The sequence below is a fragment of the Staphylococcus saprophyticus subsp. saprophyticus ATCC 15305 = NCTC 7292 genome (assembly GCF_000010125.1).
GTDB lineage: Bacteria > Bacillota > Bacilli > Staphylococcales > Staphylococcaceae > Staphylococcus > Staphylococcus saprophyticus.
Map to the genome: position 1 here is coordinate 2126800 of NC_007350.1, position 18494 is coordinate 2145293.

At 33.1% G+C, this 18494-nt stretch carries 17 protein-coding genes; 1 reads left to right on the top strand and 16 read right to left on the bottom strand.

The features are described from left to right. Positions 1-10: 10 nt before the first annotated feature. The 4 genes from SSP_RS10310 to SSP_RS10325 form a co-directional block, all read right to left on the bottom strand. On the bottom strand, positions 11-628 hold the full coding sequence (locus SSP_RS10310; protein WP_011303707.1) for a DUF47 domain-containing protein: 618 nt from the start codon (positions 626-628) through the stop codon (positions 11-13). Between the two features lie 645 nt (positions 629-1273). After that, positions 1274-2302, bottom strand: coding sequence for a sensor histidine kinase (locus SSP_RS10315; RefSeq protein WP_041784838.1), 1029 nt, complete (start codon positions 2300-2302; stop codon positions 1274-1276). Beyond that, complete coding sequence (locus SSP_RS10320) at positions 2295-2969, bottom strand: response regulator transcription factor (RefSeq protein ID WP_011303709.1); 675 nt, start codon at positions 2967-2969, stop codon at positions 2295-2297. Before SSP_RS10320 ends, SSP_RS10315 begins: the two co-directional genes overlap by 8 nt. A gap of 12 nt (positions 2970-2981) precedes the next feature. Then, positions 2982-3899, bottom strand: coding sequence for an NAD-dependent epimerase/dehydratase family protein (locus SSP_RS10325; RefSeq protein ID WP_011303710.1), 918 nt, complete (start codon positions 3897-3899; stop codon positions 2982-2984). Between the two features lie 121 nt (positions 3900-4020). Between SSP_RS10325 and SSP_RS10330 the strand changes: the two genes are divergently transcribed. After that, positions 4021-4527, top strand: coding sequence for a GNAT family N-acetyltransferase (locus tag SSP_RS10330; protein ID WP_011303711.1), 507 nt, complete (start codon positions 4021-4023; stop codon positions 4525-4527). Between the two features lie 475 nt (positions 4528-5002). Here SSP_RS10330 and SSP_RS10335 read toward each other — a convergent pair whose 3' ends face one another. The 12 genes from SSP_RS10335 to SSP_RS10390 form a co-directional block, all read right to left on the bottom strand. Then, a complete protein-coding gene (locus tag SSP_RS10335) occupies positions 5003-6034 on the bottom strand; it encodes an alpha/beta hydrolase (protein ID WP_011303712.1) in 1032 nt (343 codons plus the stop codon). A gap of 182 nt (positions 6035-6216) precedes the next feature. Then, the gene (locus tag SSP_RS10340) at positions 6217-7284 is read right to left on the bottom strand and encodes a YkvI family membrane protein (RefSeq protein WP_011303713.1); all 1068 of its coding nucleotides are present in this window, start codon (positions 7282-7284) and stop codon (positions 6217-6219) included. 422 nt (positions 7285-7706) lie between these two features. Beyond that, positions 7707-8207: a hypothetical protein gene (locus SSP_RS10345; RefSeq protein ID WP_011303714.1), complete on the bottom strand. Its 501-nt coding sequence runs from the start codon at positions 8205-8207 to the stop codon at positions 7707-7709. Between the two features lie 158 nt (positions 8208-8365). Then, complete coding sequence (gene dhaM / locus SSP_RS10350; RefSeq protein ID WP_011303715.1) at positions 8366-8728, bottom strand: dihydroxyacetone kinase phosphoryl donor subunit DhaM; 363 nt, start codon at positions 8726-8728, stop codon at positions 8366-8368. Then, positions 8728-9306: a dihydroxyacetone kinase subunit DhaL gene (dhaL, locus tag SSP_RS10355; protein WP_002484010.1), complete on the bottom strand. Its 579-nt coding sequence runs from the start codon at positions 9304-9306 to the stop codon at positions 8728-8730. Before dhaL ends, dhaM begins: the two co-directional genes overlap by 1 nt. A gap of 34 nt (positions 9307-9340) precedes the next feature. Then, positions 9341-10306 (bottom strand): dihydroxyacetone kinase subunit DhaK, encoded by a 966-nt coding sequence (gene dhaK, locus SSP_RS10360; protein WP_011303716.1) that lies wholly within the window; start codon positions 10304-10306, stop codon positions 9341-9343. A gap of 180 nt (positions 10307-10486) precedes the next feature. Beyond that, complete coding sequence (locus SSP_RS10365) at positions 10487-11503, bottom strand: FecCD family ABC transporter permease (RefSeq protein ID WP_011303717.1); 1017 nt, start codon at positions 11501-11503, stop codon at positions 10487-10489. Next, the gene (locus SSP_RS10370; RefSeq protein ID WP_011303718.1) at positions 11500-12501 is read right to left on the bottom strand and encodes a FecCD family ABC transporter permease; all 1002 of its coding nucleotides are present in this window, start codon (positions 12499-12501) and stop codon (positions 11500-11502) included. The genes SSP_RS10365 and SSP_RS10370 overlap by 4 nt, the downstream gene beginning before the upstream one ends. A 9-nt stretch (positions 12502-12510) precedes the next feature. Next, positions 12511-13314, bottom strand: coding sequence for an ABC transporter ATP-binding protein (locus tag SSP_RS10375; protein WP_002484014.1), 804 nt, complete (start codon positions 13312-13314; stop codon positions 12511-12513). A 315-nt stretch (positions 13315-13629) separates the two neighbouring features. Continuing rightward, on the bottom strand, positions 13630-14466 hold the full coding sequence (locus tag SSP_RS10380) for a YitT family protein (RefSeq protein WP_002484015.1): 837 nt from the start codon (positions 14464-14466) through the stop codon (positions 13630-13632). A gap of 648 nt (positions 14467-15114) precedes the next feature. After that, complete coding sequence (locus SSP_RS10385) at positions 15115-16344, bottom strand: NupC/NupG family nucleoside CNT transporter (RefSeq protein ID WP_011303719.1); 1230 nt, start codon at positions 16342-16344, stop codon at positions 15115-15117. Between the two features lie 385 nt (positions 16345-16729). After that, positions 16730-18448: an ABC transporter ATP-binding protein gene (locus SSP_RS10390; RefSeq protein ID WP_011303720.1), complete on the bottom strand. Its 1719-nt coding sequence runs from the start codon at positions 18446-18448 to the stop codon at positions 16730-16732. Positions 18449-18494: the final 46 nt, after the last annotated feature.

Below are 18494 nucleotides of genomic sequence, written 5' to 3' on the forward strand. Positions count from 1 at the left end.
TTAGGACTCCTTAGCTATTTTTCATGATTATTGTTTCAAAATTATTTGCTACGGCTTGACATTTATCTGCAATCTCTTCCATGCTTTCATATATTTCTTTTATTTTAATAAGGGTGATTGGATCTGTTTCACTATTAAATATGTGTTTAATTGATTGACGTAAAATACCGTCACAATTTGTTTCAAATTCTTTTATGTTAATAGAATGGATACGCATATGCGATAATTTTTTCTCTACAAGCAAACCAACAGCTAATTTCATTTCTGCGATTGCTTTTTGGATATTATCTACAAATTCAGCCATGTATTCATCTGTATATTCAATAGAATACATTTCGAACATACCTGATGTTTCTTCAATTGCATCTAAAACATCATCAATAGCGTTACATAAAGAGAGGATATCCTCACGTTCAATTGGTGTAATAAAAGTTTGGTTTAAGTCTGAAATCACTTGATGCATTAATTCATCGCCGTGTGATTCATACGTTTTAATATTGTCTGAGTATACTTTAAGGTCTAAATGCGTATTAAACTCCATTTTCCCAAATTCAATTGCTGCTCTGTCTAAGTTGAAAACCATTTCTTCAAGTTTCACCATGAACTTATCTTTTTTCTTGTTAAACATTCAAAAAATCCTCCATTTACAGCGATTGTCCTCAATCACCTTCAATAAATTTAAAAAAATTTAAAATCCTTTAAGACAAATTAAGATTGGCAAGATTTACAATTTGCTCATTTTTTGCCAGTATAACAGCATTTGTTAATTATATGTAAATGAGCATTTGCTTATATTAGTTTAAAAAATCTCACAAATGTTAATTTATCCTTATTTGAAAATAGCACAAAATTTACAATACTACAATTAAATTTACAAATTCTTAACATTTCATTTTCATTAATTTAATAAAATGATTTTCATACATTATGAATACAGAATACATCTCTATCAAAAATGATGATTTGTACTTATGCTTTATAATATCGCATTGTATCTAATGAGATTTTTAAATAAAACTCACATTAGATATAATTGCACATTTACTTTTCGGATTCAACAATTACTTTTATAAATACACAAATGATTTCATAGTTTCTGTTAACACTTCATTTGTACACAATGATGCTTTCAATAAAAAATTGTCGACAAATATAGTCATTTGCCGACAATGCCTCTAGATTATATATAAGCAACGCAATCTGATATTGCTACAGTATAAGATGAAATTCTTTTTTTTAAAATTTGATGTCAATCTAATCTCATAAGTAACGCTTATATATTTTGTGATAATTTTGCTACAATTTCATTTTGATTCGGGAAAATAAATTTAACTACTGTTCCTTTATCTAGTTCTGAATGAATACGCACGCATATGCTCAGTTTTTCTTTAACGTGATTAACCAAATATAAACCTAAACCTGATGATATCGTATTATTTCTATTTGAAGTAGACGTAAATCCTTTATCAAAAATTCTAGGTAAATCCTTTTCACTGATACCTTTGCCTTCATCTTTAATTTCGAGTACAACGTGTCTACTTTCTTTTAATGCACGTATATGTATCATACTTTCTTCACTATATTTAACAGCGTTAGATAACACTTGTCTAATCATCATGCGACACCACTTTGTATCTGTATATACATTCAATGTATCCTCAAAATCTAAGTCATAACCAATGCCTTTAGACTGACTGATGTATCTTGTAATCTGTATTTCTTCTATTACAAGGCGTTTCAATGGCACATGTTCGAAATACATATCTTTATTCTGATATTCAAGTCGTGTTAAAAATAACTGTCTATCTAACATATCATTGATACGCGACCATTCATAAAGTAAGGCGTGCTTCCTAGATAAATCTTGTTCTTTTTCTATTAACAGTTTCATTGCTGTTACAGGTGTCTTAATATCATGTACAAAATCAGTCAACGCCGCTTCCGTAGATTGAATTTGTTGCTTTTGATGTGTAACTAATGCTTTTTGATTCGTAATTTGTCCATATAAGTAATTCACCATTTCTTGTTGAAACGGTGTGTCTGCTAATGATTTATGCTTCAAAGCTTCTGGTTCTATATTTTCGTCAAGATGCTTATAAAATTTCACTTCTTTTAAATAAGTAAATATTAAGAACAACACCGATAGGCCTATATTTAAAATAATAATATATAAAATGCTATATACACTAATATCATAATCTAAATAAGCAATACCTAAGAAAATGAAATGCAGAAATAATAGCCATAGTATCCAATATATGCGCGAGCGTAAAAAGATAAAAAACCATTTTAAATTAGCCATGCGCCATATATCCTTTGCCAATTTTCGTTTCAATGGCATCATTCATATCTATATCTGCTAATTTCTTTCTTAATCTATTCACATTAACGGTTAATGTATTGTCACTAACAAAAGCTTCATCATCCCACAACGCAGTGATGAGTGTATCTCTCGTAACAATTTGATTTTGTTTTTTCACAAGCATTTCTAATATAATCATTTCCGTTTTAGATAAATATATTTGATGATCCTCTTTATTTATACTATCTTTTGATAAGTCTAATATCGCATCTTGCCATGATAGCACACGCTTTTCATCTAAGCTAAATTGATAGACACGTCTGTATATGGCTTGGAGTTTCGCTATTAATACATTGGTATTAAATGGTTTTTGAACATAATCATCCGCGCCAAGTTCCATACTCATCACTTGATCCATTGGATTATCCCTAGATGATAAAAATAAAATGGGTGTATTAGAGACTTCCCTAATTTTTCTTGTCCAATAAAATCCATCATATTTGGGTAATTTAACATCCATAATGACGATTGCGGGATTAACAGATTCAAATTTAGTCATCACATCATTAAAATCATCTATACCATTTACATTGAAATCCCATTGTTCCAACTCTTCACTTAATTCTTTAAATAATGTCATATCATCTTCTACTAATAGTATATCCATAAAATCACCTTTTTATTTTGTATATTTTATATCTTCACCTGACTGGATTCGTCCATTAAAATGCTTAATTCGACAATCGATTTCAAAGCCACGCAGCATTAAACCTTGGAACGGCGATTGAAATAAGTAATACACAGGCCAAACTAATTTAGGTATATAGTCATATAGATGCACTAAGACAGTTTGTGTCCCTTTCAGCATACGGAACTCCAGCTTACCTTGCTTTATTACATTGGCCTTAACAATAGAACCACTTACTAAATGTAGCACAATCATATCAGATTCGACTTGCATTTTATGAAGTACTAACACAGGTTTCTGCTTATCTTTTATGTAGATTACATAATTATCCTTGTCTTTGTACGCATGCAGCATCGTTCCTTTTGTTTCATTTAACCAATTAAAATAATATTCAACCATTTGGTCTAATGTCCAATTCATCGGTAATTGAATACTCAACGCACTGCGTACATCATCATATTTAGAGACTTGTAATTCAACTGCCACATGTGGGCGTGAAACGATCGCTTCCGTTTGTTCTACTGGTACACCGTATGCTGACAAACGTTGAATGGTTTCATGATCAAATCGACTACCGCTAATATAAATAATTTTACCTATACCGTTCTCAGCAGCCGCCCTTCCAAAATTGTCAGAAGCAATTAAGTTTAAATCTCTTGCTGTTGCTTGTGTTAATTTAGCTGAATGTTTGGTTGGATCCAAATAATAAATGGCAATATCCATGTCTTCCATCGCATTTAATACATCATCATAATTATAAATATCTTTTTTCAACCATATCACTTCTTGGAAATCTTTCTCTTTAGGATATTTGGATAATGTATATAGATTGCCTTCATCTTTTATAGAATGAATCAAGGTTTTCCCTATATAACCTGTGACACCAGCGAGTAAAATATTGGGCTTCATAAGCATACTTCCTTTTTATTAGTTTGACTCTATTTAAATAATACCTAGTAATATCATGCTAATGATGTTAAGTTATACTATAACTGAGTATTAGCAAAATAGATATAAGGAGTGTTCATACATGGTTCATCAAATACGTGAAATTGGTATCAATGATATAGATCCATTTGTAAAGTTATTAACGACAATTTATGATGAATCTGATTACTTAATATATAATCCTGGGGAATATGCACCGTCTAACAATGACGCCATTGCAAACTTGGAACATTACATCACATCACCTTCTAACGCCATTTACGTAGCAGAGAATAACGATGAACTCGTTGGCTTTGCTATTGTTACGACAGGTAATTTTGAACGCACGCGCCACGAAGCTATATTTTCTATGGGCGTTATCAGACATTATCGAGAGAAAGGGCTCGGTCAATCATTAATTAACTCTGTTGAAGCATGGTGTTTAAATCATCATATCCGTCGTATTGAAGCTTCGGTCGTTCCTGAAAATGAAACAGCAGTAGATTTATTTAAAACTGCAGGATACCAAATTGATGGTGAATTGCGTGACAAATTGTATATAGATGGTAAATACTTTAACAAATATGTCATGTCGAAGTTACTACTTTAATTTACCTCTCAACTATTTATCTAAACGTCGCTTATATATAAGTTTATTGTAAATGAAAAACATGTCAAACAGTAAACTAACTTCACTATTATTGTCTCAATTTCACATTGTAGCAGCAGTAATGCGCATAGGTGTCAGTTTTTTATCATTCTCTGTTAGATTAACCTGAAAGAATGGAACTTGGTCATCTTTTTTAGTTAAGTAGAACGTATTATCTAATTACTAATTGTCTTGTCTGTTGTACTCTAACTCATGTTATATAGTAATTTATAACGTATTGATATATGTGGCAAAGTGCATACACAATAAATGAGCTACTCGAATCGTATGATAAATCGTAAATATTGTAAGTTATTAAAATAAAAAGCTAATCCGATAAACGGATTAGCTTTTTTGAGCATAGTCATTGGCAAGCTCTTTAGATTTACACTTAAATCTTCAACATACATACCAATGTATATGATGCATTAATTTATTAATATGGATTTAATTCGATACCATTAGGATTCGATGTTTCTTCATCCACTTCAGTTTCTACACCTGAAGAACTTGTATTTCTACTTAAGAAACTTTGCACTTTTTTCATATTTTGTTTCGATTCTGGTAACTCTAAATGGAATTGATATTGATGTCTTAAATTGTGCGTTCCATCATAAAATAGTTTATCTGTAGGTATGCCTTTAGATTTTAATTTTTTATAAAACTCAATGTTTTGACTATAAAACGGATCTGCATCACCTACTGATAAAAATGTAGGCGGATAGTCTTTTGTAACTTGATTAATCGTGGACATTTCACTAATATATTTAAACTGTGTCTCCCAGTCTCTCTTACCAGTATAACTTTCCATAAACAGTTGTATCCTTGGAAATTCAGTGGCTTTAACAGTTTTCATATCGTAAAAGCCTCCAAAGAAGATTGCTGCTTTTATTTTATCTGGTTCAAATTGCTGTTCAAATCCCATATTATCTCTTAGAGATTTATTCGTTTGCATCGCAGTATATTGACTTGATAGCTGAGCACCTGCTGAATCACCACCAAAAATCACTTGATCAAAATCCATAGGTAACTCATGTTTATTTTTTTTAATAAATTGTACCGCTTGGTCAATTTGATGAAGTTGCGTTGGATATTTATAGTCAGGTGCAAGTGCATAGTTAATATTTACTACAATATATCCCTGTTCAGCAATTTTTGATAGTAATGGATTCTTATATTGTTTATCCCCTGCTATAAAACCACCACCATGCATCCAAAATACGACCGGCAATTTATTATCTTTATCTAAATCAGTAGGCGTTAAAATATCTAATCTACTGTTTGGTACGCCTGTACTATAAGTTATATTGGTAAATGCATTGACATTTCTATTATTAATTTGTACTTTTTCTTTTATTTCTCTAGAATGCTGTCGATCATACTGCTGTTTTAACAACAACGCAGTAACTAACGCTACCACAATAAATACAATCACAGTAATTATCGTCCACTTGTAATTTTTCTTCATGCATGACCTTTCCTTTCGGAAGCATTGTACCATAATTCATACAGTAGTGTGAATTGGCTAACAAATATAGATGAATGAAAAAGTCTGAGACATCAATAAGTAAGATGCCTCAGACTTTTACTCAATGGGAAGTAGAAATAAAGTCCCTTCCCTAATGATAATTATTTAATATATCTTTTTATTTAAGCAATAAATTTCTTGTTCTGACGTTTTCTACTATAGTATTTCACAAGTACGCCTATTACAACAACTAAACCTACAACACCCATAATTGGATATAAGAAGTTGATAAGACCAGCGAAACCTACAAAGCTTAATGCGAATGCAACAATTACCATAACCACGATAAATATGTGATATTTTTTACTATATGGTTCTGTAAATCTTGCCGCAAATGAGTACATTAAACCAAGAATTGTGTTATACATTACCGCTAACATAATGATAGATAACACTAAACCAATCCAAGGATGGATATCATTAGCTAACGTTAACATTGGAATAGATGCATCTTCGATTTTTGTAAATTCTGATTGTAATGCAAAGTTGATAAGTGCTAATAATATCGTATAAACGATACCACCAAATAATGCACCTGCGCCTGAAACTCTACGTCTCGAAGCATCGCCACCAATTGCAACAATCGTACTAAACCCAACTGCAAATGCTAAACCACCATAGTTGATACCATATAAGATACCTTTTACGAGACTTGCATCTGGGACTGCGTCATTGACTTCACCAAACGAAATACTTCCATTAAATAAGTAATACGCAGCAATAATAACAACTAAAATTATTAAGAATGGTGTGACTACGCCTAAAGCACGTACAATTTTGTTAAAGTCCATTAATAAAGTGATATAAATTACAATAACCATTATCAATGCACCCAACCATGTTGGTACGCCAAAACTTTCTTCAAACGTTGATCCTGCGCCAGCAAGCATTGTGACTGAAATACCAAATAAGAAAAATATTAATAAGTAATCGACAATTTTACTGAACTTATTTCCAAATAAGTAATCTAAAGTAGACTCATGATTTTGTGCATCAAAAGCAGTTCCGATTTTCGCAACTTGTCTACCTATAAATCCTAAAATCAGACCCGAAAGTATAACACCGATGTATGACCATAAGCCATATGGTGAGAAGAATTGCATTACTTCCTGTCCTGTTGAAAAGCCGGCACCTACAACGATACCAACATAAGCGAATCCAATTTTTACCGCTTCTTTATTCAACCCCATGTAAATTTAACCTCCTCATAGTTAACACATTGAGTTATTATAACTTACTGAATAAATTTTGCAACAGCACACCATAAAATTTCACACTATACATTATTTTAACACAAATATACATTCAACTTAATATTATTAAAAATTCAATCAGTGTATTAAATATACTATTTACATAAAATAACAACCGTTAAAACCGCTTGATTCGAGCATTTTTTGCAACTTTATACATGACTACTTTCCAAGAATACATTTAATATCCCTTTAAAATTTTTCGTGAGGATATAATATCTAGATATGAGATTACAAACACAAAGAACCAAGTGAAACACATTACAGATAAATGTAGTTTACTTGGTTCTATTTAAAATAGATTGGATTATTTGTCAAAATCTAATATTTTTAATGCTTCACCTAAATTAACTAACGCATTAATGGGCATTTTTAAAACGATTTAACTCGTTAAATTCAACAACCACATTATCCATACGTTTAGCAGTTTCTTTAAGCACATTACGCGCAACACTATTCGTAGGATCTAATTTAAGTATTTGGCGTGATACGTCGAATGCTTTTTTATCAGAAATGACTGGTTCTGGAACTGCATGTAATAATAACATTTGTAACAAGCTTTTTACTTCTTTGCCCTCAGTGATTTTTATGGATGCTTCTGCATGATAAAATGCAGAATCCAAAGCCCCATGGAGTTCACTTAATGGATAGACTAATAAGAGAAACGCTAAATCGTGCATTTCTGCCGTTTCTTCTTCTTTCATCATATCTAAAATACATGTATAAAACATAATATTTTCCACATCATGAGCACTTGAAATATAAGCTTCTTCAAATTCCATAAAATCTGACTGGGACATTAAACGTTTGACTGACTCAAATTCGCCGTTTAAGACATGCTTTTGTATTAAATCTTTCATGGCAATGTCCTCCTAGGTATCCAGATTTCTATAACAGTTAGCTTTTATTCTACCATAATCTATCTCTATATTCATTTAAAAAAGAAGTTTTTTGTCAAATTAGTTGCTACCTTCATATTTAACTTACTTTTTATAGTTTTTAACAATAGCTATGCGCATTAGCCAAATGTTTTATTTAACGCTTCTATGGTCTCATCAATAGATCCACCAACTGATAATTTAACTGCTGCAGTAAAACTCCCTTCAACAATAGGTGCATCAACTTTCTCTACTCGGTGTTGCCCTTCATACATCTCAATTGCTAAATCTAAGTTCATTTCTGCAGACCCGATATCATAAAAACATAACGTATCATCATCTACTTGATTAATTAACGCTTGTATATGGTCATATGACGTGCCGATATCATCGCCTACACCACCTTGATCAATTACTGTCACACCCGGTGCCATTTGTTTTAATAAATCTTTTGTACCAGCCGCAATTGCTTTACTATGACTAATGATTACGATTTGAGTCATTATGATTCATCTCCAATCAATGCATTTAAAATGTAAACACTACTCTGTGCGCCTGGGTCAACGTGTCCTTTCGAATCTTCCTTGAAATAGGAAGCACGTCCTTTTGTAGCTTCAATATCTTTTGTCATATCAGCATATGATTGCAATACATCAAGCGTCAAGTTTTCACCTTGTTGTATGGCTTGATTAGCACGTTCGATAACGTCAAACATAGTTTTTTCATTTAATTCTACTTTGCCTCTTTGCGCAATCGCTTCTGAAAATGAATTTAATAGTGCTTTTAAATTGTCTTGATCAATTTCTTCATTGACCACTTGAGACATTTTTACAAAGCTGAAGCCATACAAAGGACCTGAAGCACCACCGATATGAGACATTAAAGTCATTCCAGTAGACTTTAATAAACTTTGCATAGAGCTGTCATCAATATTATCAGGTAAAGCTTTAAAGCCTCTTACCATGTTAACACCATGATCCCCATCACCAATAGCTCTATCTAAATCCGTAAGTAGTGTTTCTTTTTCTTCAAATACTTCTACTAATTCTAATAACCGTGCTTTGAGTTCAGAGATATTCATGCTTCCACTCCTTCAGTTTGTGTTTTAAGATATTTTAATTAAAATAATGACTTGAGGTTGGCGTATTGATCGCAGTTAGGGTTGCTTCTGAATTCGGTACAAGCGTTAACGAAAATCCTTGCATATCTAAAGCTGTCATATAATCGCCTACTAACCATTGAGCAACCGTTTTATCGTTTTTGTCCATATATTCAGCAACGTATTTTGCCACTATATTAAGCTCTGAAAGCGGCGTGGCACCCATGCCATTGACCATTACAATCAAATCATCTGATTGTACTTCTTTGAACAATTCATTTAATAAACGTTCTACAATGTTATCTACGGTTTCTATTTTTTCCCTTGATAGACCTTTCTCACCATGTATACCGATGCCTATTTCCATTTCATCCTCTGCTATGTCAAAACCAAATTGACCTGTTGTTGGTACCATGGGCGCTGTAATGGCCATACCAATCGTTTTGATATTTGATAAAAAGTGCTCTATCTTTTCTTTGATATCTGATAATACCACGCCATTCTCTGCTAAGTGCCCCGCATATTTATGAACGAGTACTGTACCCGCAACACCTCTACGTTTTTCTTCGTCGCTTACTGCAATATCATCTTTCACAACCACTGTTTCTACGTGAATGTCTTCCATTTCAGCCATTTCTTGTGCCATTTCAAAATTCATAACGTCACCAGCATAGTTTTTCACTACTAATAATACGCCATCACCATTGTCTACAGCTTTAATCGCACTTAATATTTTATCAGGTGTTGGTGATGTGAAGACTTCGCCACAAACTGCAGCATCCAACATGCCTTGTGCTACGTAACCCGCATGTGCTGGTTCATGGCCACTACCACCTCCAGAAACAATCGCTACACCTTTTTCTTTTTTATGTTTTCTAACAACGACGGTATCTGAAATAATCTCAATTTCTTTATTTGTGATTGAAAGTCCATCTAACATATCATTTAAAAAATGTGTTTTTTCTTTAATCAATTTTTTCATAACGATGACCTCCTCATTTATCTATTCATTCATAGTATACCCCACTCACAAATGTAAACGCTAATATATAAGCGTTGATTTCTCTAATTTTTCCAGCATTATGGTTACCTTTTAAAATTGAGCATAAAAAACGAATACTTGTATCAACTTCAACAAGTATTCGTCTCAATATTTCATCTATTAAACTGATTTTGTTTTGTACATTAAGTATAAGAAATAAGGTGCTCCGATAATTGCAACAACAATTCCTGCTGGAATACCAGATGGCTGTAAGATAACTTGTCCTAAAGTATCTGCCAAGACAAGTAAGAAAGCACCAATTAATATAGAAATTGGTAAGAACAACTGGTGTCTTGGTCCGACAATTGATTTAGCAATATGAGGCCCTAATAATCCTATAAAACCTATTGCACCTGCAACCGATACTGCGGCAGATGAAAGTAAGACTGCGACAAGTAGAAGGATAATACGTTCTCTACCGATTTTCACACCGACACCTTGTGCAATATGCTGATGTGTATTCAATAAGTTTAAGACATTCGCTTTAAATAGTAAAAATGGTATAAGTACAATAATCCATGGTAAGAAGGCAATAACAAATGCCCACTCATCTCCCCAAATATTACCAGCAAGCCATGAAGCAATAAACTCTGATTGATCTTCATCGAATGTAGACATTAATGTTAATGAACCACCGCTTAGTGCTGAGGCCATACCAACACCAACTAGCACCATACTTGCAGGCGTAATACCTTCACCTTTGTTATAACTGAATGAAAATATAATGAGCGCAGTCAGTACGCCACCGATCATACTTATAATAGGGAGGACGTAAACAAAATTGGCTGCATCAACCTGACCTACAACTATAAATAACGCAATAACAAAGCCACTACCTGCGTTGATTCCAAGAATACCCGGTTCCGCTAATGGGTTCTTAGTCACACTTTGTATAATAGCCCCACTCATAGCTAATGCTGCGCCTGCTAAAATTGTAATAATCATTCGTGGTAATCTAAACTCCATGAGTATTAAGGTATCTGTATAGGCTCCTTGACCAATTAGCGTCTTGAAAAACGTGCCAACTGACATCTTATACTCACCTGAAGTCATACTCCAAGCACATGCCAACAATACTAAGATAGTTAGAATCACCATTGTGATCCATTGTTTATGTTTTAATCTTGGATCTATCATGAGAAGCGTCCCCCTCTTTTAACTAAGTATAAGAAGTAAGGTACACCAATAAAGGAAATAATTGCACCAACTGGAGCTTCTCCTAGCATACGTGCAACTGTATCCGCAACAAGTAGTAACAAGCCACCAACAACTGCCGTAAGTGGAATAACACGAGCATAATCTGTTCCTACTAAATATCTCACTATATGCGGTACCATTAAACCGACAAATGCTATTTGACCAACCATCGCTACGGCTATACCTGCCATAATCATAGATAAAATCAACGTAATTGCGCGCGTGAATGCTACATTTTGACCAAGGCCTTTAGCAAGGGTTTCGCCTAAATTTAATATTGTTAATTGCTTACTCATTGAAATGATAATGACAAGTGCAATTAAAATAAATGGCGCTGCCCACATTAATTGATTCCAAGTCGTACCTGAAACACCACCGGCACTCCAAAACGTTAAACTTTGATTTAATCTAAATAACAATGCGACACCTTGACTTAATGCAGTCAATAGCGCACTGACGGCTGCACCTGCTAATATAATACGCATAGGATTAAACCCATCACTTCTTGACCTACCAATCATGAGCACAATAAAGCCACCCATTAATGCACCTATGAATCCAGCAAACATCATAACGATAAATGGTGCTGTCGGATAGAATGCAAAAGTGAGCGCAAGCATGAATGAAGCACCCGAATTCAGACCAATTAAACTCGGGTCAGCCAAACCATTTTTAGTAACACCTTGAATGACTGCACCTGAAGTACCCAATGCAACACCAACTAAGATTGCACCTATATCTCGTGGTATGCGTATTTCACTTATGATATTATGTTGTTGATTTTTAGGGTCATAGTTAAATATTGCTTCAAAAATAGTCGATAAATGAATTTTAGCATCACCAAATAAGATTGAAGTAATCAAGGCAACAATCAATAGTAGCACTGCTATAATAAATGTCGTTGTAAAATTCAACTTCCCTTTTCTCTTTGTAGTCATAAATTACCCCTAAACCTCAGAATAACTTTTTCTGCATAAATCGTATGTTACTAGCATAGGTTTTCCAGTTCTTGGGTCTGTACTAATCTCTACATCAATATTAAACACTTTTTCTAAAATATCTTTCGTTAATACTTCTTCAGTCTCACCAGTCGCAATAATATCGCCATTTTTCATAGTGATTAAATGATCTGAAAAACGGACAGCCTGGTTTATATCATGTAAAACCATGATAATTGTACAACCCTGTTCTTTATTTAATTGCGTAATCAATTCCAAGATTTCTAATTGGTGAGAAATATCTAGATATGTTGTTGGTTCGTCTAAGAAAATAATATCTGTACGTTGAGCTAAAGCCATAGCTATCCATACACGCTGACGTTGTCCACCACTCAAGTCATTGATAGAACGCAATTTAAAATCATACGTACCAGTTACGCGCATTGCCCAATCAATTTCCTTTTTGTCTTCTGCAGACAGACGACCAAAGCCTTTTTGATGCGGAAAGCGACCATATGATACAAGCTCACCGACTGTCAATCCATCAGCAACTTCTGGTGATTGAGGTAAAATCGCTATTTTCTTTGCAATTTCTTTCGTAGAATGTGAATGTATGTTTTCACCATCTAACTTAATTTCTCCATTTTTAACCGGTAATAACCGTGATAACGCTTTAAGTAATGTTGATTTCCCACAACCGTTTGGTCCTATAATAGAAGTAATTTTTCCATCTGGTATGTGTACATCTAAATTATTGACGATGACATTATCTCCATAACCTATAGTGACCTGTTCTCCTTTTAAGCGATTCATAATTTCCCTTCTTCCTATAGCAGTAGGCATCATAGCCTGTTTATTCCCTTATAAATTTTATCTATTGACTTATAAATTTTCCATATTTTTTAAATGATAATCATTATCATAGATGTCATTATATCATTTTTTAAACCTATTGACTATCAAATGTTTTTATAGTATTTCTTTACTTTATAATCTGTTTATATCTATATACTTTTTATTTTCAGTTGCTTATATGTTCGTTTTCAGGGGAGCTTTTTAAGCAAAATAAATAGCCTTTAGTTATGAATTACTTCATAAATTAAAGGCTAAAAGTGAATTAATTTATTTTTAATGTTCGTCGATTAAAAAACCGTTACCATATACATCTCGTACATCATGTATTACTAAAAAGGCGTCGCTGTCTATTTTTCTAATTAAGCGTTTTGCACGTGTGACCTGTGTCTTAGTTATTACAACATACAAGATATCTTTTTCTTGTTTAGAAAAATAGCCACGTCCATTTAAAATGGTAAGTCCACGTCCTACTTGCTCATCTATTACTTTAGCAATTTCATCTGGCTTGCTTGAAATAATGGTCATTGCTTTTTTCGTATTCAAACCTTCTATTACATAATCCATCACTTTGGTACCAATGTATAGCGAAATCACTGTTACGAGTGCGCTAGAAATTGGAATAACCGATAATGAAATCGCTACGACAATCAAGTCAAAGAATAGCAATGCATACGGTGTACTGACATCTAAATATTTATTGGCAATGCGCGCTAAAATCGTTGTTCCCGCTGTTGTGCCACCGGCAAGTACAATAATCCCGATACCGAGTCCGACACATGTACCGCCAAATACTGCATTCACTAAAATATTACCGGTTTCAATCTTCCAGCTTTCGGTAAACTCTAAGAATATAGAGATAAGTATGGTTGCAACTATCGTTAAGTACATACTTCTCTTGCTTAAAAATTTATAGCCTATCGCAATTAGCAATGCGTTAAAGACAAAGTTTGTGATACCTGGAGAAATGTGAAAGGCATAGTACAGAACAATCGCTATACCAGTTACGCCTCCTTCACCTAAATCAGCAGATATGATAAATGTATTTACGCCAGCTGAAAATATAAATGATCCAAAAACGACTAATATTAAATCACGTACTGTTTTATTCACCCACACGACCCCCTTCGATTTGCTTCAATCAATTGAATGTTAGCAAATAATCGTCAATACCACAACATCTATATTGTCGCAAAAGCCCAATTCATCGGCCTAAATCGCTATGATACTGCCGATACTTTATATCTCAACTTTTTAAAGTTTAAAAATTCTGAAATTTCTGTTTACTTATACATCTCTGTTTGCTATAATAAAATCTATCTTCTTATTGATAGCCAATAAGAAGCCATCTCCTTTGTGTTGTTTATAGTAACAAACAAAACAATTTTTGCTCGAGTATATTTTTAGTACCTAGTCCTTACTAATTATGTACAATTAATTCATTTCCCGTAAAAACCAAGTAATGATGAATGTGTCTCCTCACTTCAATTACTTGGTTTTTTATTGTGTTTTTTGATACCTAGCCTTATCAATACAGTACTTATGTGATAGGACTTCTTCAACAAAACGATGCCACGCTTTTAAACAATAAAAAAAGAGTGTACAGAAACCTAATTTAGAAAAAATTAAGTTCCTATACACTCCAAAATGGGTTCGAGATAAAAAACATATAAGCATTTTAAATCCTGTATATAAGTATACTTCGCATGCTTCACATCAATATGGATTAATTATGCATTTTAAAATGAAATCTCATTCAACTTACCAAGCAAATAATCCAACGAAACCTGCAGTCATTAATGATACTAAAATACCAGCAAGTAATAACATTGGCACATATTGTGAGACAAAATCGGATGTTTTCTTATCCACGATTCCTTTCAAAGTACCTACAATCATACCGATTGTTGAGAAGTTAGCAAATGAGATTAAAAATGTTGTGATTACTGCACGTCTATGTGGTGAATAGGAATCAACGACGTCTTTAATTTGCCCCATCACAACGAACTCATTTGTAACAATTTTTTTAGCCATTTGTTGTGCTACAATCCATGCTTCGCCCCATGGTAAACCTAATAGTAGTGCGAATGGATACATGAACGCACCGAGTATTTGATCTAGACCGAAACTACCTTTAATACCTGCCCAACTTCCCACGATGCCAGTTATTAAGTTAATTAATCGATCAATTAAGTCTGATAAAGCTACAAAACTAATAACAAACGCCACAATTATTAGAATCAATTTACCAGCATTAAGTACAGAGTCACCTAAGAATGAGAAGAACGGTTGGCGTTCCACTTCATCATTTTGAATACTGTAAATAATATCTTCTTTTTCTTCAAGAGTGACTGGATTTAATATTGATGAAACAATAATTGCATTAATAATATTTAATGGAATAGCAGTTAGTACCAAATCACCTGGAACCATAGAGACATATGCACCAACAATGGCGCCAGATATCGAACTCATTGCCATCATTGCAACAGTTAACACACGTGTTTCTTTCATACGCTTCAATTGTTCATTTGAAACAGCTAAAGCTTCTGTATTACCTAAGAACATCATTTCGATACTGAAGAATGACTCGAACTTAGGTTGTCTTGTAACTTTCGCTAATACCCAACCTATACCACCAATGACTTTTGGTAATATATTAAAGTACATTAAAATATCGAATAATGGTACAACTAATAAAATTGGGAATAAAGCACTTACTGCCATGTCCATTGCACCTGGTTTCACCCAACTTGCAAATGCAAAGCCTGTCCCAGCATGTGCAGAATCAATCACCCAAGAAATACCATTCGCTAACGATTGTACTGCTGTTTTCCCCCAAGGAAAGTACATTAAAAACCATGCTAAGAATAAATTTATTAATACTAAAATAGCAATAGATTTCCATTGAATATGCTTTTTGTTTCTAGAAAATAAGACTGCAATCCCTAAAAATACAAACAATCCTATTATGTTTATCACTAAGAACATCACTACACCCACCATTTCTAATTTAAATCATTGTTATCAATGTATGTTTGAAAGTACACCTGTTGCTATGTATTTTGAAAATATAAATAAACAAATTGTCTCCATCCTTAATAACGCATGCATTAATTATTAAGTTTCAACTTTCCATTTATCCTTTTTTCTTCTAATTTTTAGTTTGTTCAATCATCATAATAAATGAGTTATACTTTCATAAGACATTACTTTGAATCTACTTAATAATTATAGCACGCATGTACTTTATATAAAATAACTATTTTATAGTTCGTTTTATTTCGAAAAATCAGTCATTGACTTCCTAAAATATTCGTATTTAATTATGAAAACGGCTTCATTTGATAAACAAATGAAGCCGTTTCTGTTCTTTTTATTTTGTTAAGTTCTGTGTGTTTACAAATTGTTGATATTTTTCATGATTAGTAATTAGTTCTTGATGTGTACCTCTACCTGTTACTTTCCCAGCATCAATAAAGATAATTTGCTCCGCTTTTTTAATAGTAGAAAGTCTATGTGCGATAACAACCGTCGTACGATTTTCCATTAATTCCTCTAATGCGTCTTGTATTTTCCGTTCGCTCTCACTATCTAAATTAGCAGTAGCTTCATCAAGTAATAAGATATCTGGATTTTTAACAAAACTACGGGCAATATCGATACGTTGACGTTGGCCACCTGATAGTTTCAATCCACGTTCACCGACGACCGTATCGTAACCATCTTCAAACTTTTCAATAAATTCATGACAATTTGCTAACTTCGCGTAATGAATCAATTCTTCATCAGTGACTTCCCGATTAATACCATATAAAATATTATCCTTAATAGTACCGTTCATCATTGAATTGGATTGCATGACATAGCCTATTTTTTCACGCCATTGACCTAATGCAATATCGTAAATTGAATTACCACCATATGTAATATCGCCATCTTCAATATCGTACATACGCTCTATAATATTAAAGATTGTACTCTTACCTGATCCTGAGGGACCTACAAATGCTGTGACTTTACTTGGAGGTATTTCAAAATTAACATCCGAAAGTATGGGTTTCGTACCATACTTAAAATCAACGTTTTCAAATATTAAGCTGCCATCATTAATTTCTGATGCTTGAGTGACATTTAAAATTTCCGTTGGTTCTTCCATAATTTCATAGATACGACTACTGGCACCAACTGCCTTTTTATAGTCTGTAACTAAAGTTGATAAATTAATTAATGGGGATGACAGTTGGATTACATAAAATATCATGGCAATTAACGTACCGGCTGTTATTGCCCCTGTCGAAATTCTGATTGCACCAAAACCTAATATAATGGCAATCGTGAGTAGCATAATCACACCTGATATCGGTTGGATGATGGCAGTAATTTTAGCCTGTTTCAATCCTAAAAAGTATATTTCTTTTAAATTTTTATGTGCATTATCCAATTCTAAATCTTCAGTATGAGAAACCTTTACTAAACGCATTTCTGTTAAAACACGTCCTAACAAACCACTGAAATTCGCGATTTCTGACTGAGTTTTTTTAGAAATGTTTTGCATTACTTTACCGAGTGGTATCATAATCAATACAAAAATAGGTATCGTAATAAATGTTAATAACGTCATCTGCCAATCCATGACAAATAACATAATCATAGATCCAATGATCGTTAACACAGAAGGTAAGAGATTGGGTAATTTCTGAGAAATAAATTCATTAATTACTTTCGTATCATCTGTTAAACGACTCATTAATTGCCCACTTTCGTTTTGATCAAAGAATGGCATTTTCAAATGAATGATATGGCGCCATAACACAGAACGAATGGCATAAATAATTTTTTCTCCAATTTTGCTTAGTAAATATAAACCAATCCCACTCAATAATGCATTTACTATAAAAATAGAAATGAATCCAGCGACAAACATCCCATTCATATTTTCAAATGAAAATTTGTCCACAAGCTTACCTGTGAAAAATGGTACGAGTAGTCCTGTAATACTACCTAATGAAGAAATCAATACGGCAATAATAATCAACCCTACCGGCCATGATAATTTTTTGAATAAGTAGAATAATGGATTCTCTTGCTTCATGCTTTTTACCTCTTCATAAAATTTTTATTTCTTTTATACGATAATT

Bases quoted from the DNA above. Each gene is read 5' to 3' on its own strand.
- SSP_RS10335 (WP_011303712.1), bottom strand. From the start codon at position 6,034: ATGAAGAAAAATTACAAGTGGACGATAATTACTGTGATTGTATTTATT.
- SSP_RS10315 (WP_041784838.1), bottom strand. From the start codon at position 2,302: ATGGCTAATTTAAAATGGTTTTTTATCTTTTTACGCTCGCGCATATAT.
- SSP_RS10390 (WP_011303720.1), bottom strand. From the start codon at position 18,448: ATGAAGCAAGAGAATCCATTATTCTACTTATTCAAAAAATTATCATGG.
- dhaK (WP_011303716.1), bottom strand. From the start codon at position 10,306: ATGAAAAAATTGATTAAAGAAAAAACACATTTTTTAAATGATATGTTA.
- SSP_RS10325 (WP_011303710.1), bottom strand. From the start codon at position 3,899: ATGAAGCCCAATATTTTACTCGCTGGTGTCACAGGTTATATAGGGAAA.
- SSP_RS10370 (WP_011303718.1), bottom strand. From the start codon at position 12,501: ATGACTACAAAGAGAAAAGGGAAGTTGAATTTTACAACGACATTTATT.
- SSP_RS10330 (WP_011303711.1), top strand. From the start codon at position 4,021: ATGGTTCATCAAATACGTGAAATTGGTATCAATGATATAGATCCATTT.
- SSP_RS10385 (WP_011303719.1), bottom strand. From the start codon at position 16,344: ATGTTCTTAGTGATAAACATAATAGGATTGTTTGTATTTTTAGGGATT.
- SSP_RS10375 (WP_002484014.1), bottom strand. From the start codon at position 13,314: ATGAATCGCTTAAAAGGAGAACAGGTCACTATAGGTTATGGAGATAAT.
- SSP_RS10365 (WP_011303717.1), bottom strand. From the start codon at position 11,503: ATGATAGATCCAAGATTAAAACATAAACAATGGATCACAATGGTGATT.
- SSP_RS10345 (WP_011303714.1), bottom strand. From the start codon at position 8,207: ATGAAAGATTTAATACAAAAGCATGTCTTAAACGGCGAATTTGAGTCA.
- SSP_RS10340 (WP_011303713.1), bottom strand. From the start codon at position 7,284: ATGGGGTTGAATAAAGAAGCGGTAAAAATTGGATTCGCTTATGTTGGT.
- SSP_RS10310 (WP_011303707.1), bottom strand. From the start codon at position 628: ATGTTTAACAAGAAAAAAGATAAGTTCATGGTGAAACTTGAAGAAATG.
- SSP_RS10320 (WP_011303709.1), bottom strand. From the start codon at position 2,969: ATGGATATACTATTAGTAGAAGATGATATGACATTATTTAAAGAATTA.
- dhaL (WP_002484010.1), bottom strand. From the start codon at position 9,306: ATGAATATCTCTGAACTCAAAGCACGGTTATTAGAATTAGTAGAAGTA.
- dhaM (WP_011303715.1), bottom strand. From the start codon at position 8,728: ATGACTCAAATCGTAATCATTAGTCATAGTAAAGCAATTGCGGCTGGT.